27 protein-coding genes and 1 riboswitch are annotated in these 23,859 nt (G+C 63.7%); of the genes, 17 read left to right on the plus strand and 10 right to left on the minus strand.

Annotated features, from left to right (window positions below; translation table 11 throughout):
- Nucleotides 1-132: 132 nt before the first annotated feature.
- Entirely contained in the window at nt 133-627 is a 495-nt protein-coding gene (locus V1283_RS35420) for a VOC family protein (protein WP_334391232.1), read from the plus strand.
- A gap of 87 nt (nt 628-714) precedes the next feature.
- On the opposite strand, the gene V1283_RS35425 is transcribed toward V1283_RS35420, so the two are convergent.
- From V1283_RS35425 to V1283_RS35440, 4 genes are all read right to left on the minus strand, one after another.
- Nucleotides 715-1,941 (minus strand): MFS transporter, encoded by a 1,227-nt coding sequence (locus tag V1283_RS35425; RefSeq protein WP_334391233.1) that lies wholly within the window; start codon nt 1,939-1,941, stop codon nt 715-717.
- Between the two features lie 216 nt (nt 1,942-2,157).
- Nucleotides 2,158-2,520 carry a nuclear transport factor 2 family protein gene (locus tag V1283_RS35430; RefSeq protein ID WP_334391234.1) on the minus strand — a complete coding sequence of 121 codons (363 nt, stop codon included), beginning with the start codon at nt 2,518-2,520 and terminating at the stop codon, nt 2,158-2,160.
- Nucleotides 2,521-2,547: 27 nt separating this feature from the next.
- A complete protein-coding gene (locus tag V1283_RS35435) occupies nt 2,548-3,792 on the minus strand; it encodes an MFS transporter (protein WP_334391235.1) in 1,245 nt (414 codons plus the stop codon).
- A gap of 247 nt (nt 3,793-4,039) precedes the next feature.
- Entirely contained in the window at nt 4,040-4,531 is a 492-nt protein-coding gene (locus tag V1283_RS35440) for a type II toxin-antitoxin system HicB family antitoxin (protein WP_334391236.1), read from the minus strand.
- A 93-nt stretch (nt 4,532-4,624) separates the two neighbouring features.
- On the opposite strand from V1283_RS35440, the gene V1283_RS35445 reads away from it, so the two are divergent.
- Together V1283_RS35445 and V1283_RS35450 are read left to right on the plus strand one after the other, a co-directional pair.
- On the plus strand, nt 4,625-5,494 hold the full coding sequence (locus V1283_RS35445) for a protein-L-isoaspartate O-methyltransferase family protein (protein ID WP_334391237.1): 870 nt from the start codon (nt 4,625-4,627) through the stop codon (nt 5,492-5,494).
- A gap of 141 nt (nt 5,495-5,635) precedes the next feature.
- Nucleotides 5,636-7,702 (plus strand): prolyl oligopeptidase family serine peptidase, encoded by a 2,067-nt coding sequence (locus V1283_RS35450; RefSeq protein ID WP_334391238.1) that lies wholly within the window; start codon nt 5,636-5,638, stop codon nt 7,700-7,702.
- 7 nt (nt 7,703-7,709) lie between these two features.
- Here the strand turns inward: V1283_RS35450 and V1283_RS35455 are convergent, their stop codons facing one another.
- Both V1283_RS35455 and V1283_RS35460 read right to left on the minus strand, forming a co-directional pair.
- Entirely contained in the window at nt 7,710-8,384 is a 675-nt protein-coding gene (locus tag V1283_RS35455; RefSeq protein WP_334391239.1) for a DUF938 domain-containing protein, read from the minus strand.
- 46 nt (nt 8,385-8,430) lie between these two features.
- Nucleotides 8,431-8,796 (minus strand): ArsR/SmtB family transcription factor, encoded by a 366-nt coding sequence (locus V1283_RS35460; RefSeq protein ID WP_334391240.1) that lies wholly within the window; start codon nt 8,794-8,796, stop codon nt 8,431-8,433.
- 120 nt (nt 8,797-8,916) lie between these two features.
- On the opposite strand from V1283_RS35460, the gene soxC reads away from it, so the two are divergent.
- The 10 genes from soxC (at nt 8,917) to V1283_RS35510 (ending at nt 16,915) form a co-directional block, all read left to right on the plus strand.
- Complete coding sequence (gene soxC / locus V1283_RS35465) at nt 8,917-10,248, plus strand: sulfite dehydrogenase (protein WP_334391241.1); 1,332 nt, start codon at nt 8,917-8,919, stop codon at nt 10,246-10,248.
- On the plus strand, nt 10,232-10,903 hold the full coding sequence (locus tag V1283_RS35470; protein WP_442895804.1) for a c-type cytochrome: 672 nt from the start codon (nt 10,232-10,234) through the stop codon (nt 10,901-10,903). The genes soxC and V1283_RS35470 overlap by 17 nt, the downstream gene beginning before the upstream one ends.
- A gap of 65 nt (nt 10,904-10,968) precedes the next feature.
- On the plus strand, nt 10,969-11,292 hold the full coding sequence (gene soxX, locus V1283_RS35475; RefSeq protein ID WP_334393295.1) for a sulfur oxidation c-type cytochrome SoxX: 324 nt from the start codon (nt 10,969-10,971) through the stop codon (nt 11,290-11,292).
- 74 nt (nt 11,293-11,366) lie between these two features.
- Nucleotides 11,367-11,852, plus strand: coding sequence for a thiosulfate oxidation carrier protein SoxY (gene soxY / locus V1283_RS35480; protein ID WP_334391242.1), 486 nt, complete (start codon nt 11,367-11,369; stop codon nt 11,850-11,852).
- A gap of 19 nt (nt 11,853-11,871) precedes the next feature.
- Nucleotides 11,872-12,183, plus strand: a complete 312-nt coding sequence (gene soxZ, locus V1283_RS35485; RefSeq protein WP_334391243.1) for a thiosulfate oxidation carrier complex protein SoxZ — start codon at nt 11,872-11,874, stop codon at nt 12,181-12,183.
- Nucleotides 12,180-13,046, plus strand: a complete 867-nt coding sequence (soxA, locus tag V1283_RS35490; RefSeq protein WP_334391245.1) for a sulfur oxidation c-type cytochrome SoxA — start codon at nt 12,180-12,182, stop codon at nt 13,044-13,046. Before soxZ ends, soxA begins: the two co-directional genes overlap by 4 nt.
- 8 nt (nt 13,047-13,054) lie before the next feature.
- Nucleotides 13,055-13,360, plus strand: coding sequence for a hypothetical protein (locus tag V1283_RS35495; RefSeq protein ID WP_334393296.1), 306 nt, complete (start codon nt 13,055-13,057; stop codon nt 13,358-13,360).
- Nucleotides 13,361-13,444: 84 nt separating this feature from the next.
- Entirely contained in the window at nt 13,445-15,193 is a 1,749-nt protein-coding gene (gene soxB, locus V1283_RS35500; protein ID WP_334391246.1) for a thiosulfohydrolase SoxB, read from the plus strand.
- Nucleotides 15,190-15,651: a DsrE family protein gene (locus V1283_RS35505; protein ID WP_334391247.1), complete on the plus strand. Its 462-nt coding sequence runs from the start codon at nt 15,190-15,192 to the stop codon at nt 15,649-15,651. Before soxB ends, V1283_RS35505 begins: the two co-directional genes overlap by 4 nt.
- Before the next feature lie 223 nt (nt 15,652-15,874).
- Entirely contained in the window at nt 15,875-16,915 is a 1,041-nt protein-coding gene (locus V1283_RS35510; RefSeq protein WP_334391249.1) for an MBL fold metallo-hydrolase, read from the plus strand.
- A 196-nt stretch (nt 16,916-17,111) separates the two neighbouring features.
- Here V1283_RS35510 and V1283_RS35515 read toward each other — a convergent pair whose 3' ends face one another.
- From V1283_RS35515 to V1283_RS35525, 3 genes are read right to left on the minus strand one after another with little or no spacing between them, the layout of a single operon-like run.
- Complete coding sequence (locus tag V1283_RS35515) at nt 17,112-17,948, minus strand: ABC transporter substrate-binding protein (RefSeq protein WP_334391250.1); 837 nt, start codon at nt 17,946-17,948, stop codon at nt 17,112-17,114.
- Entirely contained in the window at nt 17,948-18,730 is a 783-nt protein-coding gene (locus tag V1283_RS35520; protein ID WP_334391251.1) for an ABC transporter ATP-binding protein, read from the minus strand. The genes V1283_RS35515 and V1283_RS35520 overlap by 1 nt, the downstream gene beginning before the upstream one ends.
- A complete protein-coding gene (locus tag V1283_RS35525) occupies nt 18,727-19,770 on the minus strand; it encodes a FecCD family ABC transporter permease (RefSeq protein WP_334391252.1) in 1,044 nt (347 codons plus the stop codon). Before V1283_RS35525 ends, V1283_RS35520 begins: the two co-directional genes overlap by 4 nt.
- Before the next feature lie 136 nt (nt 19,771-19,906).
- Nucleotides 19,907-20,105, plus strand: a riboswitch (cobalamin riboswitch).
- Between the two features lie 114 nt (nt 20,106-20,219).
- Here V1283_RS35525 and V1283_RS35530 point away from each other — a divergent pair.
- The 4 genes from V1283_RS35530 to V1283_RS35545 all read left to right on the plus strand — a co-directional run bounded on the left by V1283_RS35530 (nt 20,220) and on the right by V1283_RS35545 (nt 23,548).
- On the plus strand, nt 20,220-22,490 hold the full coding sequence (locus V1283_RS35530) for a TonB-dependent receptor (protein ID WP_334391253.1): 2,271 nt from the start codon (nt 20,220-20,222) through the stop codon (nt 22,488-22,490).
- 109 nt (nt 22,491-22,599) lie between these two features.
- The gene (locus tag V1283_RS35535; protein ID WP_334391254.1) at nt 22,600-22,896 is read left to right on the plus strand and encodes a DUF6925 family protein; all 297 of its coding nucleotides are present in this window, start codon (nt 22,600-22,602) and stop codon (nt 22,894-22,896) included.
- A gap of 115 nt (nt 22,897-23,011) precedes the next feature.
- Nucleotides 23,012-23,251, plus strand: coding sequence for a transcriptional regulator (locus tag V1283_RS35540; protein ID WP_334391255.1), 240 nt, complete (start codon nt 23,012-23,014; stop codon nt 23,249-23,251).
- Nucleotides 23,252-23,257: 6 nt separating this feature from the next.
- Nucleotides 23,258-23,548 (plus strand): hypothetical protein, encoded by a 291-nt coding sequence (locus V1283_RS35545; RefSeq protein ID WP_334391256.1) that lies wholly within the window; start codon nt 23,258-23,260, stop codon nt 23,546-23,548.
- 13 nt (nt 23,549-23,561) lie between these two features.
- Here the strand turns inward: V1283_RS35545 and V1283_RS35550 are convergent, their stop codons facing one another.
- Nucleotides 23,562-23,804, minus strand: a complete 243-nt coding sequence (locus V1283_RS35550) for a hypothetical protein (RefSeq protein ID WP_334391258.1) — start codon at nt 23,802-23,804, stop codon at nt 23,562-23,564.
- Between the last annotated feature and the right edge of the window lie 55 nt (nt 23,805-23,859).

The following is a 23,859-nucleotide window of genomic DNA, read 5'->3' on the forward strand; positions in this document are numbered from 1 at the left end:
TGAGGGGCTCTCTCCGCGAATTGTGATCTCACGATAGACCTGTACCCCCTCACCCGAACTTTCCGCTTCGCGTAAAGTTCGACCTCTCCCCGCAAGCGGGGCGAGGTAAGAAGCATCGCAAACGGAGAAAATATGCCCCAGAACCCACCCATCATTGCCGGCACCCGGATCGGGCATGTCCATCTCAAGGTCGCCGACCTCGAACGCGCGCTGGGGTTTTATTGCGGCGTGCTCGGCTTCGAGGTGATGCAGCGGATGGGCTCCGGTGCCGCATTCATTTCGGCCGGCGGCTATCACCATCACATCGGCCTCAACACCTGGGAAAGCAAAGGTGGCCAACCACCGCCGCCGGGGACCACCGGGCTGTTTCACACCGCCATTCTTTATCCCACTCGCCCGGCGCTGGCGGATGCGCTGTATCGCGTGATCGAGGCCGGCATCGAGCTTGATGGCGCCAGCGACCACGGCGTCAGCGAGGCGCTCTATTTGCGCGATCCCGACCAGAACGGCGTCGAGCTCTACCGTGACCGGCCGCAGGAAGAATGGCCGCGCGCGCCGGATGGATCGCTGGCGATGTTCACGAAACGACTGGATCTGGAGGATCTGCTGCGGCAGCGGGAAGCGTAATCCCGTAGCCCGGATGGAGCGAAGCGCAATCCGGGGCCAGTGCACGCCGGACGGACGGTTCCCGGATTGCGCTTCGCTTCATCCGGGCTACGCTTTCTTTCCGCGTCCCCTGATCATGACCAGCACGGCCGCGGTCAGCTCCACCGCGATGCAGCCATAGAACGGCAGCGTGTAGCTTCCCGAGAGATCGCGCAGCAACCCGACCACGCCGGGGCCGAATGCGTAGGTGATCTGGTTGATCGCCGTTATCAAACTAACGAGCACACCGAATGAGCGCGGGTCGAACTCGCGCTGCACGATCAGCGCCGGCAGCGTGATCAGATTGCCGACTGAAAATCCGAACAACGCGCAGGCGGCGATCAGCGCGTAATCATGATGCACGTTGATGACGATGAGCAGCGCGATCGCCTGGCTGACGAAGGAGAGCGAGGACGCCAGCCGCTGGTTGAGCCGGTCGATCACGAATGAAAACAGCACGCGGCCGACCACCGCCATCGCGGTCAACAGCGCCACCGCAATCGCCGCCTGCTGTCGCCCGATCACCGAATCCAGAAACGAGATCAGGTGGACGATGAAGCCGACCTGCGCGAACAGCACCAGCGCGAACGCCGCCGACACCGAGAGGAACCCGATATCGCGAAAGGCGCGTGCCCGGATCTGCGTCGGCGACGGCGCGTCCGCGGCTTCGACGGCGCCTCCGCTCGAATGAACCGGCGGCCGTCCGACCGACAGGAGAATCACCGGAACCATCACTGCGACCATTACCACGGCTGAGGCGATCATCGCGCCGGAGAAGCCGAAATAGCCGATCGCCATGACCATCAAGGGCACACCGGCGATGCCGCCAAAGCTCGCGCCGTTCAGCGCCAGGCTGATCGCCATGCCGCGCTTTTTGTCGAACCAGAGGCCAAGCGTGTTGGTGATCATGCCGAGACTGGTGCCAGCCCAGCCGAAGGCGAGCATCGCATTGGCGAGATAGAGCTGCCAGGGCTCGCGGACCTGCCCAATCGAGATCGCGGCCAAAGCCATCGTGCAGACGCCCGCGATCATGCAGTTCCGGGGCCCGAACCCCTTGATCGCCTCGCTGACAAAGGCGACCAGCGCCGCGCCCGACAAGTAGAAGAACGTCGTGCCCGAAGAGATCAGCGACGCCGGCCAGCCGTGCAACCGCTGCAACTCGGCGACATAGACGCTCTGGCCATAGAAGCCGAACGCCCAACCGAAGGTCGCCAGCAGGAAACAGACGGCCACGATGCGCCAGCCGTCGTAGCGGATCGAAGCTTCGTCCAGAGGGGTATAGTTGAGAGCGTCCAAGAGATATCTCTTTGTCACTGTGTTGTCGTTGCCGAACTTGCCCGGCACATGTCGGTAACAGCGAACAAAGCTACAAGTGTCATCAATTCGACGCGGGTCGAACTGTCAGCAGATGGCAGCTATCGCGTTTTCGAGCGAAGTGGATCCCGGTTCGCGTAAAGAAAACGCGTCAAACATGAAGCTAGAGCGCGGCTCTGATTCAATCAGAGCCGAGCTCTAGTCAGCCGGTTTCGACGGGTCGTAAAAGAACCGCTCGCGAAACACCCTGTCGCCGCGCCATTCCTGCAGCGCGACTTCGTCGAACCGGTCGGTCTTGCCGGATTTGTAGACGAACTCAAACACCCAGTTGATCGCGACGCGATCACCCTCGACGACCGAGGCGACGCAGGTCGACGTCACGCTCTTCACGCGTTCCAGCACCGCGCGCTCATGCGCCACCAGGACGTCGCGGCCGACCCGTGGCGCAGCCGCGTTCTCCTGCATGCTGGCGTCCTCGGTATAGAAACGCTCGATCGCTCCGGCATGGTCGCCGGAGACGACGGCAGCAATGAACTCATCGAGACGGGCGCGCGTCGGCATGGAGCCTCCAGGAAAACAGATTGAAGATCAGATACTCGGGTCGGGAATCTCGTCGACCGCCTGCAGCTTCGCCCGGCGTTTTGCGAACGACGCAAACGACAGCACCGCAAGACCGAGCAGCACCGGCGGAAACACCACCATATTTACCATCGACCAGCCGTAATGCGCCAGCAGCTGGCCCGACGAGAACGAGCCGAGCGCCATCATCCCGAACACCAGGAAATCGTTGAAGGCCTGCACCTTGTTTCGTTCCTGCGGCCGGTGCGTCTCCAGCACCAGCGCGGACGCGCCGATAAAGGCAAAGTTCCACCCCACCCCGAGCACAATCAGCGTCGCCCAAAAGTGAATCGCGGTGATGCCGGAAAGGCCGATCCCCGCCGCCGCGGCCTCCAGCAGCAGGCCGAGCGCCACGATCCTGGGCGCGCCGAAGCGCGCGATCAGCGATCCCGTGAAGAAGCTCGGCCCGTACATCGCCACGATGTGCCACTGAATGCCGAAATTGGAATCGCTGACGGTCAGCCCGCACATTTTCATGGCGAGCGGCGCGGAGGTCATCACAAGGTTCATCATGGGGTACGCAATCACCCCGCACAGCGCGGCGGCGATGAAGCGCGGCTGCCGCGCGACCGTCCACAGCGGCCGGCCGCCATGCAGATCCGATGGTGCGGGCTTTGGCGCATCGACGCCCCACAGCACCGCCATCGCCACCAGCGCGACGAAGGCCTGCACCACGAAGCTGAACGAAAACAAATAAGGCGGCCAGATATCCATCGTCCACTGCACGAGCTGCGGGCCGAGCACGCCGGCGAACACGCCGCCCGCCATCACCCACGACACGGCCTTCGGCCGGAATGCTGTGCTGGCGCCGTCGGCGGCGGCAAAACGATAGGACTGCGCCACCGCGCCGTAGAGACCGCCGAGAAACGTCGCGCCGCAGAACAGCCAGAACGAGGCGTACAGGACGGCGATGGCGGCGAGCGCGCCGGTCAGCACGCCGCAGAACGTACCGATGATGAAAGCCGCGCGGCGGCCATAGGCGCGCGAGATCGCCCCTGTCGGCAGCGTGCCGGCGGCAAGCCCGAGCACATACATCGAGAGCGGCACGGTGGCGAGCGAGATGTTCGGCGCCAGCGTCGCGCCGACGATCGAGCCGGTGGCGAAAATGACAGCCGAATTGTCGCCGGTCAGCGCCTGCGCCGCGGCGAGCCGCAGCACATTGCCACGCGCACGGGCGTCATCGGTTAGCTCTACGGTGGCTGTCGCATCCAGCATCGGCATTCCCGCCCGGCGGGCCCCGGGCAGGGAGCCTCATTGATTCATTGCGGGGCACTATGAAGATGCCAGGGGACGCGATCAACCGGCGCAAACGGGCGTACGCCATGCGAGGGGCGCAAGCACCTGTCGCGGGAAATGCTTCTTGGACCGAAAGTTCTTGGACCGAAAGCCAGACCAGCGCAACACACCCGCACGCGTGGACCGCAGATCACGCTTCGTCAATCCGCCGCACGAAAATGCCCTTTCACGGCCGCTTCTTGTCCGACCTCCTTTCGGCTCGCACCGCGCCGGTCTTGTGGACCTTCGAGCGAGGATCCGCGCCGGCATGCGGGAAACCTGGGCTCCAATCCAGCGCAATCGTGGCGGCGAAGCCGAAGAAGCTGGAGCGGCTCATGCCGAACTCCGCGGCGCGCTTGTCGATCCTCGCGATCAGGCTCTTCGGCAAATAGACGTTCACCCGTTCGGACGGATCGGGTGGATCGACCCCGACAATGAAATAGGCGACGACGTCGGCGCCCTTGGGCAGCGCGATCTGCTCGATCGGCGTCGGCTCCGGCAGCGGCATGCCCTGCTCTGCGATTCCGTCCAGCGCTCGCGCCAGCGCATCCTCCGCTCGCTCTATCGCCTCCTCCTGCGATCGCCCGCCAGCCACGCAGCCCGGAAAATCGGGGAACCACGCGCCGAGCGCCCCGCGCCGACCACGCTCCAGCACTGCCGGATAGAGCCGCTTCTTCAATCTGGCCTCCCCACGACTATTATGCTATTTAACACACAGGTTAGTGTGTCAAATCACACATCGAATATAGCATAGCCCGAGATGGAGAGCAAAATGGACGCGCAAGCCGAGCTCCGTATCATCCGTGCGGCCTACGCCAAGCAGGTCCTTGCCGCTGCCAACGTGGCGGATGCGCGCGTCACGCAGGCGTTTGCGGTCATTCCCCGCGAGGATTTTCTGGGCCCCGGGCCGTGGCTGGTGCGGCGGTGGCTCCATAACTATGTTTCGACGCCCGATGCCGATCCCGTCTATCTCTATACCGACGATCTGGTCGCGCTCGTGCCCGAGCGTGGCCTCAACAACGGGCAACCGTCGTTGCACGCACATCTCATTCACCAGGCCTCGCCCGCCGCAGGCGAACACGTGGTGCATGTTGGGACGGGCACCGGCTATTACACCGCCATTCTCGCGCATCTCGTCGGACCGTCGGGCCGGGTGACGGCAATCGAGTATGATGGGGCTCTCGCCGCACGGGCCGAAGCCAGCCTCGCTCGGTACGGAAATGTCGCCGTGATCGAGGGCGACGGCACGCAGGTGCTGTTCGATGCCGCCGACGTCATCTATGTCAATGCCGGCTGCACGCGGCCTGCCACGCGCTGGCTCGACGGCCTTGCCGATGGCGGCCGCCTGATCATGCCGATGACGTCGGATCAGGGATTTGGCGGTATCGCGCCGGCGCGCATGGCGAGCGCGGGCGCGGTGTTCCGCATTGAGCGAAGAGGCGCCGATTATCTCGCATACTGGATCTCGCCCGTTGCGATCTTTCCCTGCGCCGGCAGCCGCGACGAGGCGTCCGAACGGGCGCTTGCCGAAGCCTTTGCCGGTGGCGGCTGGCAAAAGGTTACACGGCTGTACCGAGACCAGGACGTTCCCGACGAGCGCTGCTGGCTTCGCGGACCGGGATGGTGCCTCGCCTATAACTAAGGTGCGGAAACGCCCAGGCAGCGTGCCGACCAAAGCGGCGCGGTCGCAAGCGAGATAGCCGTGCGCACATTGGACAGCCCGCGGGCAGACGCGTAATCAGGGCCGGCTGTATGTGCCGTGAGCCTTCCCGGAGCGCAAACCATGCCAATCGACGACAGGCCGACCATCGCCGCGCCCGACGATGATCCGTATCTCTGGCTCGAGGAAATCGAAGGCGAACGTGCGCTTGATTTCGTCGACTGGCAAAGCCGGCTGACACTGGAAACCTTCGGCGGCCGGCCATTCGAGAAGGACCGTGACACGCTTAAGGCGATCTATGACCGAAGCGACAATATTCCCTACGTCACCCGCCAAGGCGGGCTCGTCTACAATCACTGGAAGGACGCCAAAAATCCGCGCGGCATCTGGCGGCGAACAACGCTTGCGGAGTTTCGCAAAGCGGAGCCTGCCTGGGAGACGCTGCTGGACATCGATCGCCTCGCCACGGAAGAGGACAAGGATTGGCTGCTCAACTGGGCGCAGCCGCTGCCGGGAAACTCGCGCGTGATCACAGCCCTTTCCCGGGGCGGCAGCGACGCGGTGACGCTGCGGGAATTCGATCTGGATGCCAAAGCCTTCGTCGGAGGCGGATTCAGTTTACCGGAAGCCAAGAGCGGTGCCGAATGGGTCGACCGCGACACGCTCCTGATTTCGAGCGCCCTTGGCGAGGGCATGGCGACAAATTCCGGCTATGCGCGAACGGTCCGGCGGTGGCGCCGCAGCGAGCCCGTGGAAGCCGCACCGGTGCTGTTCGAAGTGCCGGCCGATCGGATGGCCGCATACTGCAGCGTTGATGACACCGGGCCCACGCAGCGGATGTGGTTCATCGATCGGATCGACTTCTTCAACCTGAGTATCTGGCTCGGCACCGAGGCCGGTCCGCACACAAAGCTCGACCTGCCGACCAACATCTGGATGGAAGCCCATCAGGACTGGCTGGTCGTGAAACTGCGTGAAGCCTGGACGGTAGCCGGCAAGACCTATGCGCCGGACTGCGTGCTGGGCATCGCGCTCTCGGCCTTCCTGGCAGGCGACCGGAACTTCACCATTGTTTTCGAGCCGCGGCCGCGGCGGGCGCTACAGGGCTTTTTCTGGACCGCCGGCAAACTCATATTGTCTGTTCTCGACGAGTTGCGCCCGGTGTTCGAAATCTGCACGCCGTCGGCAAGCGGCTGGACGCGCGCGCAACTGCAGGGCCTTCCCGAAATCGGCGTGGTCGATGTCTGGCGCCTCGACCGTCACGAAGCCGAGAGCAACGGCGACCTGCTCGCCAATGTGCAGGATCCGGTGACGCCGCCTTCGCTGCTGCTGATCGAAGGCACAGCCAGCCCCGCTATCCTGAAGCAGGCGCCGAAGACCTTTTCCGCCAATGGTCTCGTAGTCACCCGCCATGAGGCGATTTCGGTGGACGGCGAGCGCATTCCCTATGTGCAGACCGGTCCCGCCACCGAGACCGGCGATGCACCGCTCTATATGAGCGCCTATGGCGGCTTCGGCGCCGCGGTGAAGCCATATTATAATTCCGCACTCGGCAAGCTGTGGCTGGAGCGCGGCGGCACCACGGTGCAGGCCAATATCCGCGGCGGCGGCGAGTTCGGTACGCGCTGGCATGATGCCGGCCGTTATTCCGGAAAGCGGCTCGCGCATGATGATTTCGCGGCCGTGGCCGCCGACCTCGTCAAACGCGGCGTGACGCGCGCCAACAGAATTGCCGCCGAAGGCGGATCGAACGGCGGCATCCTGATCACCAACATGCTGGTGCGTTACCCCGAAAGATTCGGCGCGCTGTTCTGCACGATTCCCCTGATCGACATGCGCCGCTACACAAAGCTGCTCGCGGGCGCGAGCTGGATTGCGGAATATGGCGATCCCGACAAGCCCGAAGAGTGGGACTGGCTGAAAACCTATTCCGCGTATCACGCCGCAATACCGGGCCAGAACTACCCGCCGATCCTGATCGCCACGACGCGCCGCGACGACCGCGTGCATCCCGGCCACGCCCGCAAGATGGCGGCCAAGCTGCAAGCGATGGGATACGAAGCCTGGTTTTACGAGCCGGCAGCCGGCGGTCACGGCTACGGCAAGGACAACCGCGAGCGCGCCGGATTCATCGCGCTCGGCTACACATTCCTGAGGAACAGGATCGGCTGGGCGGATAACGCCGCGTAGTGTTTTGCTATCGGCGCCCGAACGCGAGGATAAGATTGTTGGCGGGCATCTGCACGGTTTCGACCAGCGCGAGACCCACGCCGGCTGCGAGATTCTCGAGATCGGCGACATCGCGCACGCCCCATTCGGCATCCTGCTCGCGCAGGCTGGTGTCGAACACGGCATTGCTCATCGCGGTGTGCTTGCCGTCGCGCTTGAACGGGCCGTAGAGAAACAGGCGCCCGTCGCTGCGCAGATAGCGGCCCGCGCCGGCGAACAGGCCCTCGGCGACGCGCCACGGCGCGATATGAATCACATTGGCGCAGAACACCGCCAGCAATTCGGCCGGCCCGCTGCCGTCCTGCATCGCCGCACACCAGGCGGGATCGGTGAGATCGATCCGCAACGGCGGACGGATGTTCGGCAGGGCGGCATGCGCGCGCCACGCTTCGATGCTCTTCAGGTGCCGCACGTTGAGATCGCTCGGCCACCAAGTGATGCCGGGCGCACGTTTTGCAAAATGCACGACATGCTGGCCGGTGCCGCTGCCGGCCTCCACCACGTCACCGGATTTGCCGACGAGGAATTTTTGCAGCACCGCCCAGATCGGTTCATGGTTGCGGTGGAATGCGGCCGCATCGAGCCGGCCGTCCGGTTCGACCGGCCGTCCATCCTTGCCGAATTCCACCACATATTCGGCCATTGCCGCCTCGCCTGAAAATCGTTGTAGGTCTGCAACGCCCGAGGCGTCACTTCAGTTCGCCGCAATAAATCTCTTTCAGCACCTGCAGCAAGCGCAATGCGCGTGGGTCGGCAACCCGATAATGCAGTGTCTGCGACGTCCGCCGGAATTCGACCAGGCCATCGGCGCGCAATTTCGCCAGATGCTGCGACAATGCGGACTGGCTCAGTTTCACGATGCCGACGAGTTCCCCGACCGTCATCTCGCCGCGTACCGCCAGAAAACAGAGGATCAACAGGCGCTTTTCATTGGCGAGCATTTTCAGGAGCTGCGCGGCTTCGCCGGCCTGCTTCGCCAGCTTCTTCAGCGCCGCCGCATCGTCGGCGCCGGGGGCGGATTGTGTTTCTTTGGCTGCCGCAGCGACTGCTCTCATAGCGTCAAATCCGGGATGGTTTTCCGTGCCTGCGAAGCACACATCACATCCTAGCGTTCCGGCCTTTCTTTAGCATTGACTAAATTAGTAAATGCCGATACCGGCTCAAAAAAACAAGAAATGATGCGGCGATGTGGCCGCGAGGGGAAGAAAACGTGCGGCATAACCCGTTACGCAGCAAAGCTATTCCCTCCGATCCCGCCGGCGCGGACGCGCCTTTGGGGCGACGCCCTCGGCGCGGCACTGACCGGCAGCCTCGCCCTTGGCGGCAAATCCGCCATCGCCGACCCCGTGCCGGAGGCGCCTCCCGCCGACGCCCCCTGGTCGCAATCGATCGGCGCGGGCGTGGTCGATCGGCCCTATGGCCGGCCTGCAGATACCGAAGCCTCCGTGATCCGGCGCAACGTCCCCTGGCTCACCGCCAGCGCGGAATCGTCCGTGAGCTTTTCGCCGTTGCAGGACCTTCACGGCATCATCACACCCAATGGATTGTTCTTCGAGCGCCACCATGCAGGCCGGCCCGATATCGATCCGGCGCAGCACAAACTCATGATCCACGGGCTGGTCGAGCGCCCGCTGCTGCTCACCATCAAGGACATCCTGCGCTTCCCGCAGACCATGCGTATTCATTTCATCGAATGCCCGGCCAATGGCGGCATGAACTGGCGCGCCGCGCAGATGAACTCGCTGCAGTTCAGCCACGGCATGGTCAGTTGCGCTGAATGGACCGGCGTAAAACTGTCGACGCTGCTGGAAGAGGTCGGCGTCAAGAAGGAAGCGAAGTGGGCGATGGTCGAGGGCGCCGATGGCGCGCATATGAACCGCAGCCTGCCGCTCGACAAATGCCTTGATGATTGTCTCGTGGTCTACGCGCAAAACGGCGAGGCGCTGCGGCCCGAACAGGGCTATCCGCTGCGGCTGGTGGTGCCGGGCTGGGAAGGCAACGTCAACATCAAGTGGCTGCGCCGGATCAAGCTCGGCGACAAACCCTGGCATTCGCGCGAGGAAACCTCGAAATACACCGACCTGATGCCAGACGGCACCTCGCGCGGCTTCACCTGGCTGATCGACGCCAAATCCGTCATCACCTTTCCCTGCCCGGAAAAGCCGCTCGATGGGCCCGGCCTCTATGAAATCAGGGGATTGGCGTGGACCGGCAACGGCAAGGTCAAACGCGTCGATGTCTCCATGGATGGCGGGATCAGCTGGCAGAGCGCGCGGCTGCACGAGCCGGTGCTGTCGAAGGCACTCACAAAGTTCACCCTGCCCTGGCGCTGGGACGGCCGCCCGGCGCTGGTTGCATCCCGCGTCATCGACGAGACCGGTTACGTGCAGCCGACAATTGCGGAGCTGCGAAAGCAGCGCGGCTCGAACTCGGTCTATCACAACAATTCGATCCAGACCTGGCAGGTCAAATCAGACGGAAGCGTCTTCAATGTGCAGCTCGCGTAAGCTTTGCTTGCCGATCCTGGCCATGGTGCTTGCGGCCGGAGGCCTCGCGGGCGCGGCAGAGCCTGGCTCGTTCGGTTACGGCCGCTTGGCGACGCCCGCGCAGATTGCCGGATGGGATATCGACGTGCGCGGCGAGGACGGCGCAGGCCTCCCGCCGGGCAAGGGCACGGTCGACAGGGGCGCCGACGTCTACGCCGAGCAATGCGCCGCCTGTCATGGAACCTTCGGCGAAGGCGAAGGCCGCTTCCCCAAACTGGTGGGCGGCGTCGGATCGCTCCGGGACGAGCGCCCGGAGCCGACGGTCGGCAGCTACTGGCCGTTTGCCCCGACCCTCTGGGACTATATTAACCGCGCCATGCCGATGCCCGCGCCGCACACGTTGTCAGCGGATGACGTTTATGCTTTGACCGCCTATATTCTGAGCCTGAATGATCTCGTTCCTTCCGAATTTGTTGCCGATCGCAACAGTTTGCCGAAAGTCAAAATGCGCAATCGCGACAATTTCATCTGGACCGACCCGCGCCCCGATACGATGGCCAAGCCCTGCATGAATAATTGCGCCAACGCCGCCGATGTCAGGCTATCGTCGACGGCGGAGGGGCGGAACCTGACGCCACGCACAACCGGGCCGCTCGACACCATGCAACCGAAATAGAAATTACGGAAACGCCTGTGACCGATCATTCCCCGACGAAATCCGCAAGGCTCCCGGCGCTCGCGCTGGCGCTGGTGATCGGCGCGTTCGCTTCCGCTGGCACCGCCCAGGCGCAGTCTGCGGTGGACGAAGGCCGCAAGCTCGCCTTCGACCGTTCGAAGGGCAATTGCCTGACCTGCCATGTCATCAAGGGCGGCGACCTGCCCGGCACGATCGGGCCCGAGCTGGTCGACATCAAGAGCAAATATCCGAAGCGCGAGGATCTCGTCGCCATTCTCAATGACGAAACCCTGCGCAATCCGCTGACCATGATGCCTCCGTTCGGACGCAACCGGATCCTGACCGAAAAGGAAATCAACGCGGTGGTGGATTTCCTGCAAACGCTGTGACGCAAGAATGAGAGATCAAGACCAAGAGATTCAAGGCTGTGACGTGCGCACGCACGCTTTAGGAGACAATGGACATGACTGACGTCGGATTTTCGGCCACGCGGCGCCTGATCCTGCAGGGTGCAGGCGCGGTCGCGCTCTTGGGCCTCGGCAATCCACTTGGCCTGACGCCGGCGCTCGCCGCGGCCAACGACAAATATCCGGAAGAGGCATTCAAGGCGAAGAGCGAAGCCGACGCGATCAAGGCGCTCTACGGCAAGACGGCGGAACCTTCGGACAAGGTCAAGATGGACGCGCCCGAAATCGCGGAGAACGGCGCCGTGGTTCCGATATCGGTGACGACGACGCTGGCGGACGTGACCTCGATCTCGTTCCTGGTCAGCGAAAATCCGGTCGTGCTGGTGGCGTCCTACAAGATTCCCGCAGGCACGCTTCCGAACGTTGCCAACCGCATCAAGATGGCGAAAACCAGCAACGTGATCGTGGTCGTGGAAGCCGGCGGCAAACTCTACAGCGCCAACAAGGAAGTCAAAGTCACCGTCGGCGGTTGCGGCGGCTAAGACACGAGGGAGTTTTCAGATGGCATCGAGCATTCGTGTCCGCGCTACGGCAAGCGGCGAGACCACCGAGGTGCAGGCGCTGATCCAGCATCCGATGGATTCCGGCTTCGTCAAGGACGCCAAGGGCGAGATCATTCCAGCGCATTTCATCCAGCAGCTCACCTTCGAGTATGACGGCAAGAACGTGTTCACGGCCGACTGGGGCGGCGGCGTTTCCAAGGACCCCTACGTCAAGTTCGCCTTCAAGGGCGGCAAGAAGGGCGACGAGCTGAAGATCAGCTGGGTCGACAACAAGGGCGCGACCGATACCACCACGGCGAAGATCCAATGAAGCTGCGATCCGCGATCTATCTGGCCTCCGCCGCCCTTGCGCTCGCGGCGTTGACGCTGGCGGGCAGCCTGCCCTCTGATGCCGCCGACAAGGTCGATCCCGTCGCCGACGCCAAGGCGTTCAGGAAATTCTTCACCGACAAATTCCCGAAGGTGAAGCTGGAAGATTTCGTCAACGGTCCCTATTCGATGAACGAGGACCTGTACCGCCAGTGGCAGGAGAAGGAGCAATTCCCGCCTTACGAGTTCTCGCTCGAAATGGGCAAGGAAATGTTTTCCAAGCCGTTCAAGAACGGCAAGACCTATGCCGACTGCTTCCCGAACGGCGGCATCGGCGTTCGCCAGAACTATCCTTACTTCGACGAAAAGGAAGGCAAGGTCATCACGCTCGAGCTGGCCTTGAACCGCTGCCGCGAGGCCAATGGCGAAGCGCCGTATTCCTACGTCAGGGACGAAATGGCGGCGCTGACCGCCTACATGGCCTTCACCTCGCGCGGCAAGCCGATGGACATCAAGATCCCGGACGACCCCCGCGCGCTCGCGGCCTACGAGAACGGCAAGGAATATTTCTACACGCGGCGCGGCCAGCTCAATTTCTCCTGCGCCACCTGCCATGTGCAGAGCCCGGGCGAGCGCATCCGCGCCGAAATCCTGGCGCCCGCGCTCGGCATCCTCAACGCGATGCCGATCTACCGCTCGGAGTGGAGCGGCATGGGAACCACCAGCCGCCGCTTCACCACCTGCAACAGCCAGATCCGCGGCGTGCCGTTCAGCCCGCAGGACGATGAATATCGCAACGTCGAATATTATTTGTCCTACGTCAGCAACGGGCTACCGATTTCGGGTCCGGGAGCGCGGCCATGAGGATTAAAATGCTCAGATCGGTGTTGTCTCTGGTACTGCTGGCCGCAGGCCCGACATACGCCACGGCCGCTGGCTCCGAGGACGACTTCAAGGCGGCCTACGCGGCGGCCGAAGCGGCCAACAAGGAGGCCGGCAGCTTGCGCAACCAATGGACCACCACGGCGGCGACGCTGGCGGCGGCGAAGAAGGCGGCTGATGCCGGCGATTTCGATAAGGCCACCGCTTCGGCCAAGGAAGCCGAGGCGCTGGCCAAAGCGTCGATCTTCCAGGCCACCAGCGAGAAGACCCGCTGGAAAGATATGGAAATTCGCTAGAGCATGATCCGGAAAAGTGGAAACCGGTTTTCCGCCAAGATCATGCTCAACAATTAAGAGCCGTTACGACGCGCGGAGACCCGCATGACCATCCGCCGCCGCGACTTCTTGACCTTAGCGGGCGCCGCCGCCCTGTCCGGCGGCCTGCCTCGGCTGGTGCGCGGCGCGGACAATGCCGGCGTCTACGATCTCGAACGTTTCGGCAATGCGCGCATCCTGCACATCACGGATGTGCATGCGCAGCTCAGGCCGGTGTTTTTCCGCGAACCGAGCGTCAATCTCGGCATAGGTTCGATGCGCGGCAACCCGCCGCATCTGGTCGGACGCGCCTTCCTCGACCGCTTTGGCATCCGGCCCGACAGCGCCGACGCCTATGCCTTCACCTGCATTGAATTCGAAAAAGCCGCCGGGAGATTCGGCAAGCTCGGCGGGTTTGCGCATCTGAAGACGCTGGTCGACCGGATGCGCAGCGAGGCCGGCGCGGGGCGCGCGTTGCTGCTCGACGGCGGCGACCTCTGGCAGGGCGCCGGCCTTGCCAACACGCTGCAGGGCGCCGACATGGTCGATGCGGCCAACCTGCTCGGCATCGAGGCGATGACCGGCCATTGGGAATTCACCTACGGCGAAAAGGCGCTGCGCGCCAACCTCGAACGCTTCAAGGGCGAATTCCTGGCGCAGAACGTCTTTCTCACCGAGGAAGCTGCCTTCAACGACGCCAAGGCGTTCGATCCGGCCTCGGGGCGCGTCTTCAAGCCATCCGTCATCAAGGAGATCGGCGGGCATCGCATCGCCGTGATCGGGCAGGCGTTTCCGTATGTGCCGATCGCGCACCCGAAGCGTTTTACGCCGGACTGGAAATTCGGCATCCGCGAAGAAGAACTGCAAAAGCTGGTCGACACCCATCGCAACGCCGACAAGGTCGATGCCGTCATCCTGCTCTCGCATAACGGCATGGATGTCGACCTCAAGCTCGCAAGCCGCGTCACCGGCATCGACGTCATTCTCGGCGGCCATACCCACGACGCCGTGCCGCAGCCGGTTGCCGTGACCAATCCGGGCGGTGTCACGCTCGTCACCAATGCCGGCTCGAACGGCAAATTTCTCGCGGTGCTCGATCTCGAGGTCGGCAAGGGCAAGGTCAGCAATGTGCGCTATCGGCTGCTGCCGGTGTTTTCGGAGTTGCTGAAGCCCGATCCGGCGATGCAGGCGCTGATCGACAAGATGCGCGCGCCTTATGCGGCGGCGCTGGACGAAAAGATCGCATCCGCCGACCGCCTGCTCTATCGACGTGGCAATTTCAGCGGCACGATGGATCAATTGATCTGCGACGCGCTGCGAGGCGAACTGAATGCCGAGATCGCGCTGTCGCCGGGCTTTCGCTGGGGCACCACTGCGCTGGCGGGCCAGCCGCTGACGATGGAGGACGTGATGGCGCAGACCGCCGTCACCTATCCGGAGACCTACATCCAGACCATGACCGGCGGCCAGATCAAGGACGTGCTGGAAGACATCTGCGACAATCTCTTCAACACCGATCCCTATTACCAGCAGGGCGGCGACATGGTCCGCGTCGGCGGTCTCGCCTACACCTGCAGTCCGAACGAGACCGTGGGCAAGCGGATTTCCGAACTCAAGCTCGACAACGGCCACGCGCTGGAAGCCGGCAAGCGTTACAAGGTGGCGGGCTGGGCCTCCGTCAACGAACAGACCGGCGCGCCGGTATGGGACGTGGTCGCAAGCCATCTCCGGTCCGGCAAGCCGCCCAACCGGGCCGCACCGGGTGTGACGCTGAAAGGCGTGGAAGACAATCCGGGCATTGCGGGACAGGGATGAACGGTTTTTCGACCATCATTCGCATTGCGATCGCGGTGCTTCTGATCGCAGCCGCCGCGCCCGACGCTCGCGCCCAGCAGGCACCGCTGCAGGACAAGCCGTTTGCCGAGCACAAAGTCGTGCTGCAGCTCTCCGACAACGACCCGCGCAAACAGGGCCTCGTGCTCAGCGTCACCAGCAATCTGATGAAGCATTACGATCCCGACAAGGTCGCGATCGAGGTCGTGGCGTTCGGCCCCGGCATCGAGCTGCTGCGCCCGGAAAATCCGAACCGCAAGATGGTCGAGAGCCTGGTGGCGCAGGGCGCGCGTTTCGATATCTGCCTCAACACCGTCGACACGCTCGAACGCGAGAGCGGCAAGCGGCCGGAGTTCATCGCGGCGGCAACGCCGGTTCAGGTCGGCGTCGCACAGATTCTGTTTCTGACCGAGAACGGATATACGCTGGTGCGGCCGTGATGGCCGCCACCGTCATTGCGAGCGCAGCGAAGCAATCCATTATCCCTGCGATGCGGCATGGATTGCTTCGCTTCGCTCGCAATGACGGGGGAGGCCACGTCCGGCCTCAAGGAGTAAAATTCCTTCGAGAATGTTACTTCCTGTAGATGAAAGTTATTTGAGAAGACCATCAAACTAGAATAATATCCTGCGCGAGACTCAGATTGAGAGCGCGGCAGCGGCCATGATCTTTCGTCAACTCTTCGACAGCGTTTCGGGCACCTACAGCTACCTGCTGGCGAGCCGTGCCGGCGGCGAAGCGTTGATCCTCGACCCCGTGCTGGAGAAGGCCGATCGCTACTGCCAGCTGCTGCGCGAACTGGACTTGCGGCTGGTGAAGGCGGTCGACACCCATCTGCACGCCGACCATGTCACGGGTCTCGGCGAACTGCGCGACCGAACCCAGTGCATCACCATCATGGGCGAGCAGAGCAAGGCCGACGTGGTGTCGATGCGGGTGTCCGACGGCGACAAGGTGATGATCGAGGGCCTGAGCCTCGACGTCATGTACACACCCGGCCACACCGACGATTCCTACAGCTATTTGATGGGCGATCGCGTCTTCACCGGCGACACGCTTCTGATCCGCGGCACCGGCCGCACTGACTTTCAGAACGGATCTTCACGCGCGCAGTACGAATCGATCTTCAACCGGCTGCTGAAATTGCCGGATGAAACCATGGTGTTCCCCGCCCATGACTACAAGGGCGACACCGTCTCCACCATCGGCGAGGAGCGGCGTTACAATCCGCGCCTTCAAGTGCGCTCGGTCGACGAATATATCGAGCTGATGGCCAATCTGAAGCTGCCGAATCCGAAGATGATGGACGTCGCCGTGCCCGCCAACATGCATGTCGGCTTGCATCAGGAAGACCTTGCCAGGCAGGGGCTCGCGCTCTCCGCCCTTGATGCGATCAAGAGCCTCGGCCGGCCCGATATCCTGCTGGTCGATTTGCGCGAGACCAGCGAGCGCGCCAAGCACGGCACGATCTCGGGCGCGCTGCATGCGCCCTACCCCGGCATCAACGAAAGCCTGCAGGCAGGCGGCATGCTGCGCGAAGTCGCCGCCGCCACCGGCCGCCGCGTGGTGTTCTTCTGCGCCTTCGGCGAACGCTCGGCAATGGCGGTGGCCGCCGCGAAGAATGCGGGGCTGGCCAACACCGCCCATATCGAAGGCGGTATCGACGCGTGGAAGAAGGTGGGTGGCCCGGTGGTCCACGGTTAAGATCAATGTCGTCCCTGCGAACGCAGGGACCCATACCGCGTGATTTATCGATGATGCACGGTAGTTGACGCTCTGTTTTGTGCAACACCCGCTGTCGCTTGCCGAAGCAAAGCCGTCTCCCCGTGTGCCACTTCCGCCGGCCGCGGCGTATGGGTCCCAGCGTTCGCAGGGACGACGAGATAATTTTGGCCGGACCTTACCGCCCTACCCGCTTCACCTCCGCCGTCAGCGCATCGAGCGCGTCCGCCAGCAGCACGCCGCCGCATTCGGTCATGCGCTCCGGAATCACAATGCGCTTTTCCGGCGGATAGAAGCGCTCCAGCGCCGGATGCAGCAGGAATGCCTGGCCGTCGTCCCTCGCGGTGTCGCCGGCCTGCGACACCACGATGAAGTCCGGCCTCAGATTCACGATCGCCTCCAGCGACGCAAAGCCGCCGAAGGCAAAACCGAAATCGCCGGCCGCGCTGCGCAGCCCGGTTTCGGCCAGCAGCGAACCGATAAAACTTTCGCTGCCCGCCACCCAGCCGCGCCGCGACAATGGCAGCACGCGATAATGCCGTTCCGAGACCGCGCGACGGGCGCGCGCCAGCGCCGCGTCAAGCCGCGCGATTTCCGCCGCGGCACGATCGGGATGACCTGTGATGTCGCCGGCTTCGCGGATCTGCTGCCGCGCTTCATCGAGGGTTCGCGGCACGGCGAGTTCGGCGAGACGAAGTCCCTTGGCCTTCAACAGCTCCCGCGTCGAGCGCTTGTCGAACGCGCTGGCGACGACGACGTCGGGCCGGATGAGCAGCACGTCCTCGGCTCCTCCTGACAACACCGGGTAGCGGCTGATGTCGCCCGCCTGCGACTGCCAGCCGTCCCGCGAAAACCTGCTCAATCCCAGAATCTGTTCGGGGTCGGCCAGCGTCAGCAGCAATTGGTCGGTGCAGACATTCATCGACACCAGCCGCGGCAGAGTGGCCGATGACGCGGTGCTGCCCGCCAACACAAGCGCGAGCATCGCAACTGGAAACGCCAGCCGCCGTCGCATCAGATATCCGCCCAAGGCACGATTACCGCCTCGCGCTGGAATTCCGCGCGATAGGCCGAGATCCTGAACACGTCAGCCATCACATGCTCGGACAGCGCCTCCACCGGCGCGCCCTGCGACACCAGGCGCCCTTCGCGCAGCACCAGCACGTGGTCGGCAAACCGCGCCGCAAGCCCGAGATCGTGCGTCACGACAATGACGAGCACACCCTTGTCGGCGGTCGCGCGTAAATTCTTCATGACGTCGATCTGGTGCCGCGGGTCGAGCGAGGCGGTCGGCTCGTCGGCCAGGATGGCAGGCGCCTCCACCGCCAGGGCGCGGGCCAGCGCGACGCGGCTGCGCTCGCCGCCGGACAATTCCGTGACGCGGCGGTCGCTGAACTCGATGACGTCGACCGCCTGCATCGCGCGCTGCACCGCCTCCGCATCCCGAGGTGACAACCGCGCCGGATCGGTCGCGCCGTGCGGATAGCGGCCAAGCGCCACGATGTCACGCGCCGGCAGTGGCCAGTGCACCACATGCCCCTGCGGCAGATAGCCGAAGCGTTTTGCGCGCTCGCGCAGCGGCAGCGAAGCCAGCTTGTGGCCGCCGATTTCGATCTCGCCCTCGGACGGGATCAATCCTGCCAGCGCCCGCAGCAGCGTGGTTTTGCCCGCGCCGTTTGGCCCGACCAGCGCCACCAGATGTCCCGGCGACAGTGCGAGCGAGACGTCGTTCAGCACGACGCGGCCGGCGAGCGTTACACCAAGCCCTCGCGCGGTGAGGAGCGCCACCTCGCTCATGCGACGCCTCCGCCGAGCGCGCGGCGTTCGCGCATGATCAGATAGAGGAAGAACGGTACGCCGATGATCGAGGTCAGCACGCCAACCTTGATGTCCGATGTCGAGGGGATGATACGAACCGCGATATCAGCCGCCAGCAGCAGCGCCGAGCCGGTGAGCGCGCTCGGCACCAGCAACCGGCCGGGATCGTGACCGATCAAGGGCCGCATCAGGTGTGGCGCAACGAGCCCGATGAAACCGATGGTGCCGGTGACGGCGACCGCGCCGCCAACGCCGAGCGCCACGCCCGAAATCACGAACAGCCGCAAACGTCCCACATCGACGCCAAGGCTTTGCGCGGTTTCCTCGCCGAGGCTCAGCGCGCGAAAGGCATGGCGCTGGCTGAACAGCATGATCGCGCCGGCAATGATGAACGGAAATGCCAGCATGACATGCTGAAAGCTGCGGTCTTCCAGCGAGCCCAGCAGCCAGAACGCGATCTCCAGCACCACGAACGGATTGCTGGAGAGGTTCATCACCAGCGCGGTCGCAGCGCCCGCAAAGCTCGAAATCGCAAGGCCCGACAGGATGAGGATCAGCAGCCCCGCATTGCGGCCGGCGATCGAAAGCAGCACGAAAACGGACGCGAACGCCGCGATGATCGCCGCGACCGGCAGCGCATAGGAGCGCACGTCGGCCAACCCCAGCGCGATCACCAGCACCGCGCCGAAAGCTGCCGATTGCGGCGCGCCGAACAGCGAGGGCGATGCCAGCGGATTGCGCAACAGGCCCTGCAGCGATGCGCCTGACAGCCCGAGAATGGCGCCGATCGCCAGCGCCAGCAGCGTCCGCGGCAGGCGGATTTCGCGTACGATCACCTGCGACACCTCGCTGCCGCCGCCGAACAGCGCTTCCGCCACCGCAAGCGGCGACAGCCGCACCGGCCCGATGCCGAGCGAAATCAGCACCAGCAGCACAACGAGGACGGCAAGCGCCGCGGTCGCGCCGATCCGCCGGCGCGCGGCATCCTCGTTGCTGATAGTTACGGCCTCAACGCTCATCGATCGTCCTAAAGCAGTTTTGCCCGCCCCGGTACAGGAGCTCAGGCAAGCGTGCCTCATGCGGCAAAAATAGCGCACTCGTCCAGTGAGGACCGCGAGCGCGCCCAAGGCGGATTGACTCGGACTTTGACGAACTTCTACCATAGTTCCCGACGGTTCCCGTTTTGGGGATCAAAAGGGAATGCGGTGCGGGGAAATCCCCCAATTCCGCGGCTGCCCCCGCAACTGTGAGCGGCGAATCCTTCGTCAAAGGCCACTGGGAATCTCGGTCCTGGGAAGGCGACGATGGGTAACGACCCGCGAGCCAGGAGACCTGCCGTCAGCCGTGGTCACACGCGAAGATGTCGGTCGGGGAGTACAGGCATTAGCTTCACCTGGGCTGTTCAAAGCACATGGTGAGACTTGGTTCGCTGTGACGTGCCACTGACGTCATACCGAGGCCTACAACCATGTCTTCCAACATCGAAACCGCGAAGCGGCGCTTCCGGCTTACCTCCAGCTTTCTCATACCCGTCGTATCGCTCGGCGTTTCCGGCGCGCTGGCGCAGCAGGCGCCATCAGAGCAATTGCCGCCGATCGAGGTAACCTCGCCCACCGACCCGAACCGGACCCGCGCCAAACCGACCTACGATGAGGCATCGACCTCGCGCCGCGTCGTGCCGGCGGCTTCGCCGTCGACCGGCACGCAACCCGCAGCCGGGACCGGCTCGAACGTCTCATCGCAAAGTGCTTCGCAAGGCGCTGGCGGAAGCGGCGTCCGGCAATTCTCCGGCATCGTCGGCGCATCGTCGACCGTAATCACGGCGGAGGAGATTTCGCATTCGCCGGCCCAAACGCTGCCCGAGATCATCGCGCAAGTGCCGGGCGTGCAGTTGACCAGCCTGTTTGGCGGCGTGAACGGCGCCAAGACGTCGGTCGATCTGCGCGGGTTTGGCGCGTTCGCCACCGCCAATACCCTCGTCCTCATCAACGGACGCCGGCTCAACGATGTCGACATGGCCCAGGTCGATCTCTCGACCATTCCGCGCGATTCGATCGAGCGCATCGAAATCACGCGCGGCAATAGTGGCGCGGTGCTTTACGGCGACAACGCGGTCGGCGGCGTCATCAATATCGTCCTGAAGAATGGCGTCGGCGGCCCACCCGTTGCCATGCGCGCCGAGGCCGGATACGGCTCCTTCAACCAGCGCATGGCCAATGTCTCCGCGGCGCTGAACTCGGGACCGTGGTCGACGTCGTTTTATGGCAACGGCATCAAATCCGATGGCTACCGGGTCAATAATGCGCTCGACCAACGCAACGGCGTGGGCAACATCAACTACACAACGCCGGACCTCACCGCGTTCCTGACCGTCACCGGCAGCGATCAGAAGCTTGGCTTCCCCGGCGGCAGGTTGGTCGACCCGTCGATCGGCCTGAACGAGTTGGTGACCAACCGCAGGGGCACCAGCACACCATTCGACTACGGGAACCAGCAGACGGCCAGCGTAACGACCGGCTTCACCAAGACCCTGATGAACGGGGTTGATCTCATTGTCGACGGCGGCTACCGGAAAAGGGACACGCAGAGCGGCTTCTTCGGCACGGTGCCGACCATCAGCTTAGCGTCGACCTATAACGATGCCGCCCTGCAGACCTGGTCAATCACGCCGCGCCTGAGCGTCAAGAACACAATCTTCGGGTTGCCCTCAACGATCCTGACCGGCGTCGACTATTACGATTCGACGTTCAACCAGCAACGCGGCGCCTTCAAGGGCGTGCCGCCGATCCATATCTACGACCTCACGCAGCAGTCGCTGGCCGGTTACTGGATGCATACGATCGGCCTGCTTCCGACGACCGACTTCTCCTATGGCGCGCGGGCGCAGAACACGCGCGTCTCGGCGCGGGATCGCTACGACCCCACCGCGCCGTTCGCGTTCGATGCACAGGCCACACCGCTGGACAGCAGCGAGACCAACTACGCGCTTCACATCGGTCTCGAGCATCGATTCACGAACACCTTCTCGGTGTTCGGTCGCGCCGCACAGGCGTTCCGCACCCCAGACGTGGATGAGCGCGTGCTGACGGGCCCGTCATTCGATCCCTTGACGGGCTTATCCTTGTCGCAGAATTTCCAGCTCAAGACCCAGACCTCGCACGACATCGAAGGCGGCTTCCGCGTCAAGACCAACCTGTTCCAGGTGCAGACCAGCGTCTACGCCATGGATCTTGAGAACGAGATCCATTTCAATCCCGTGCTGTTCTACAACGTCAATCTCGATCCCACGCGCCGCTACGGCTCCGAGACCAGCGCCGCGCTGCGCGTCAGCGACACCGTGACGCTCCGCGGTGGCATGGCCTATACGCGCGCTGTCTTCCGCGAGGGTGCGTTCGCGGGCAACGACGTGCCGCTGGTATCGCGCTATACGGGAAGCGGCGGCGTGACCTGGAACATCTGGCAGAACTATCTGGTGTTCGACGCGACCCTGCGCGCCTGGAGCGAGCGCTTCATGGACAACGACCAGGCGAACACCCAGCGGCGTATTCCGGCCGACGCTACCGTCGACCTGAAACTGAGTGGGGCTTACGAACACTTCTTCTGGTCGGTGAGCGTGATCAACCTGTTCGATGCGCAGTACTACGACTATGCCATCGCCAGCACGTTCACGCCGGGCCGCTTCGCGGCCTATCCGCTGCCCGGACGCACCTACATGGTGAGGGCCGGCGCAACGTTCTGACCGGAATGGCCGGTCCGGCTTGTCCTGCCTGACAAGACGGTATTCTCCTTTGGCATTGCCCGCGAGAATGCTTTTTCATGCCTGAATCGCTTCCATTCCGCAGGCCGCGATGATCGCCGCGGCCATCGAGGCCGCGCACCATGATGCCTTTCAGCAGATGATGGCTGCGTGCGGCGATCCCGCAGCCCTTGCGACCAAGCGGCGCGTGGTCGACGCGGTGCTGGCCGGAGAGCCGCCCACGGCGGTGGCCAGTGACCGCCGCGGCCGGATCAGCGTCCGCATTGCGTTGCGGCAGATGAAGTCGCAGGGACATGCGTCAGAGGCGCTCAGCGCCTGGCTCGCGAGCTTCGATCAGGGAGCCCCCGAGGAGGCCGACGACGAGGCGGACCTTCATCATGAGGGCTGATTTGACAAGAAAGTGGGGCTTTTTCGACCGAAAATAACGTCCTCTGGGCCCCGATCCGTGGTAAACCGCGCCCAAGACCGCCTGACGATATCTGTCGTGATTTCAGAGGTATGACATGGATGATGAGCCGAAGAGTGCCGCCGAACTGAAAGAGATCCGGCTCAATCGCAAGCGCGCCCAGGAAGTCGAAGGCATCAAGGCGATGGCCGAGATCGCCGCCGCCGACGTCGCGATCCGAAAGCGGACCGAGAAGTTGCGCGCGCTCCGTCTGGCGAAGGAAGCGGCCGACCGCGAAAACCCGCCGGAACCGGCGGTCAAAAGCAAAGCCAAGACCAGAGCCGCGAAAAGAGGCTGACCTGAAATGACGAAAGAAGATCGTGATCGCGCCCAGGCTCGCGCCGACAAGGCGGCAAGGGCCGCCCAGGACGCGAGATCCGGCAAGGCCGAACGCGACGCCACCGCCAAGGCTGTGCTCGACAATATGGCGAAGCTGAAAGCATTGCGGCTCGCGCGCGAGGCGGCCGAGCCGCAACGTGCTCCCGCCGCGAGGACCGCAAAGAAAGCGCATGCAAGCGCCAAGCGGCCGGATGAGAAGCCGGTGGCCTTGTCCGACTGGCTGGCGAGCCAGCAGAACGGCGGACGGCGAACCTGAGATCTTCGCAGCGTTACGCCGGCCCCGGCCAATCGATCATCGAACGCGTCTTGTTCTCGGCATCGTAGACCTGAACCTGAAGCATCTGAAACTTGTTCTTCAAGGCCATGCCAGCCTCTTCGGCAGCCTCGACCGTCTCGTGATGCGATTTGAAATGACCGTCCACCACCAGCGAGTAACCGCTGGTCGGCGCCTTGTCGGCGCGGATGGTTTTGCGCGGCTGCGGTTCGTCCGCCGCAGGGCGGGGCTTCTTCATGCTTGCTCCGTGTGAAGGCCCTTTTGGACTGAACGCCGCAAAAAGGGCAGGAAAG

The sequence above is a fragment of the Bradyrhizobium sp. AZCC 2262 genome, from assembly GCF_036924535.1.
Taxonomy (GTDB): domain Bacteria; phylum Pseudomonadota; class Alphaproteobacteria; order Rhizobiales; family Xanthobacteraceae; genus Bradyrhizobium.

Bases quoted from the DNA above. Each gene is read 5' to 3' on its own strand.
- V1283_RS35420 (WP_334391232.1), top strand. From the start codon at position 133: ATGCCCCAGAACCCACCCATCATTGCCGGCACCCGGATCGGGCATGTC.
- V1283_RS35430 (WP_334391234.1), bottom strand. From the start codon at position 2,520: ATGCCGACGCGCGCCCGTCTCGATGAGTTCATTGCTGCCGTCGTCTCC.
- V1283_RS35435 (WP_334391235.1), bottom strand. From the start codon at position 3,792: ATGCTGGATGCGACAGCCACCGTAGAGCTAACCGATGACGCCCGTGCG.
- V1283_RS35445 (WP_334391237.1), top strand. From the start codon at position 4,625: ATGGACGCGCAAGCCGAGCTCCGTATCATCCGTGCGGCCTACGCCAAG.
- V1283_RS35450 (WP_334391238.1), top strand. From the start codon at position 5,636: ATGCCAATCGACGACAGGCCGACCATCGCCGCGCCCGACGATGATCCG.
- V1283_RS35455 (WP_334391239.1), bottom strand. From the start codon at position 8,384: ATGGCCGAATATGTGGTGGAATTCGGCAAGGATGGACGGCCGGTCGAA.
- V1283_RS35460 (WP_334391240.1), bottom strand. From the start codon at position 8,796: ATGAGAGCAGTCGCTGCGGCAGCCAAAGAAACACAATCCGCCCCCGGC.
- soxC (WP_334391241.1), top strand. From the start codon at position 8,917: ATGATGCGGCGATGTGGCCGCGAGGGGAAGAAAACGTGCGGCATAACC.
- V1283_RS35470 (WP_442895804.1), top strand. From the start codon at position 10,232: ATGTGCAGCTCGCGTAAGCTTTGCTTGCCGATCCTGGCCATGGTGCTT.
- soxY (WP_334391242.1), top strand. From the start codon at position 11,367: ATGACTGACGTCGGATTTTCGGCCACGCGGCGCCTGATCCTGCAGGGT.
- soxZ (WP_334391243.1), top strand. From the start codon at position 11,872: ATGGCATCGAGCATTCGTGTCCGCGCTACGGCAAGCGGCGAGACCACC.
- soxA (WP_334391245.1), top strand. From the start codon at position 12,180: ATGAAGCTGCGATCCGCGATCTATCTGGCCTCCGCCGCCCTTGCGCTC.
- V1283_RS35495 (WP_334393296.1), top strand. From the start codon at position 13,055: ATGCTCAGATCGGTGTTGTCTCTGGTACTGCTGGCCGCAGGCCCGACA.
- soxB (WP_334391246.1), top strand. From the start codon at position 13,445: ATGACCATCCGCCGCCGCGACTTCTTGACCTTAGCGGGCGCCGCCGCC.
- V1283_RS35505 (WP_334391247.1), top strand. From the start codon at position 15,190: ATGAACGGTTTTTCGACCATCATTCGCATTGCGATCGCGGTGCTTCTG.
- V1283_RS35510 (WP_334391249.1), top strand. From the start codon at position 15,875: ATGATCTTTCGTCAACTCTTCGACAGCGTTTCGGGCACCTACAGCTAC.
- V1283_RS35515 (WP_334391250.1), bottom strand. From the start codon at position 17,948: ATGCGACGGCGGCTGGCGTTTCCAGTTGCGATGCTCGCGCTTGTGTTG.
- V1283_RS35520 (WP_334391251.1), bottom strand. From the start codon at position 18,730: ATGAGCGAGGTGGCGCTCCTCACCGCGCGAGGGCTTGGTGTAACGCTC.
- V1283_RS35525 (WP_334391252.1), bottom strand. From the start codon at position 19,770: ATGAGCGTTGAGGCCGTAACTATCAGCAACGAGGATGCCGCGCGCCGG.
- V1283_RS35530 (WP_334391253.1), top strand. From the start codon at position 20,220: ATGTCTTCCAACATCGAAACCGCGAAGCGGCGCTTCCGGCTTACCTCC.
- V1283_RS35535 (WP_334391254.1), top strand. From the start codon at position 22,600: ATGATCGCCGCGGCCATCGAGGCCGCGCACCATGATGCCTTTCAGCAG.
- V1283_RS35540 (WP_334391255.1), top strand. From the start codon at position 23,012: ATGGATGATGAGCCGAAGAGTGCCGCCGAACTGAAAGAGATCCGGCTC.
- V1283_RS35545 (WP_334391256.1), top strand. From the start codon at position 23,258: ATGACGAAAGAAGATCGTGATCGCGCCCAGGCTCGCGCCGACAAGGCG.
- V1283_RS35550 (WP_334391258.1), bottom strand. From the start codon at position 23,804: ATGAAGAAGCCCCGCCCTGCGGCGGACGAACCGCAGCCGCGCAAAACC.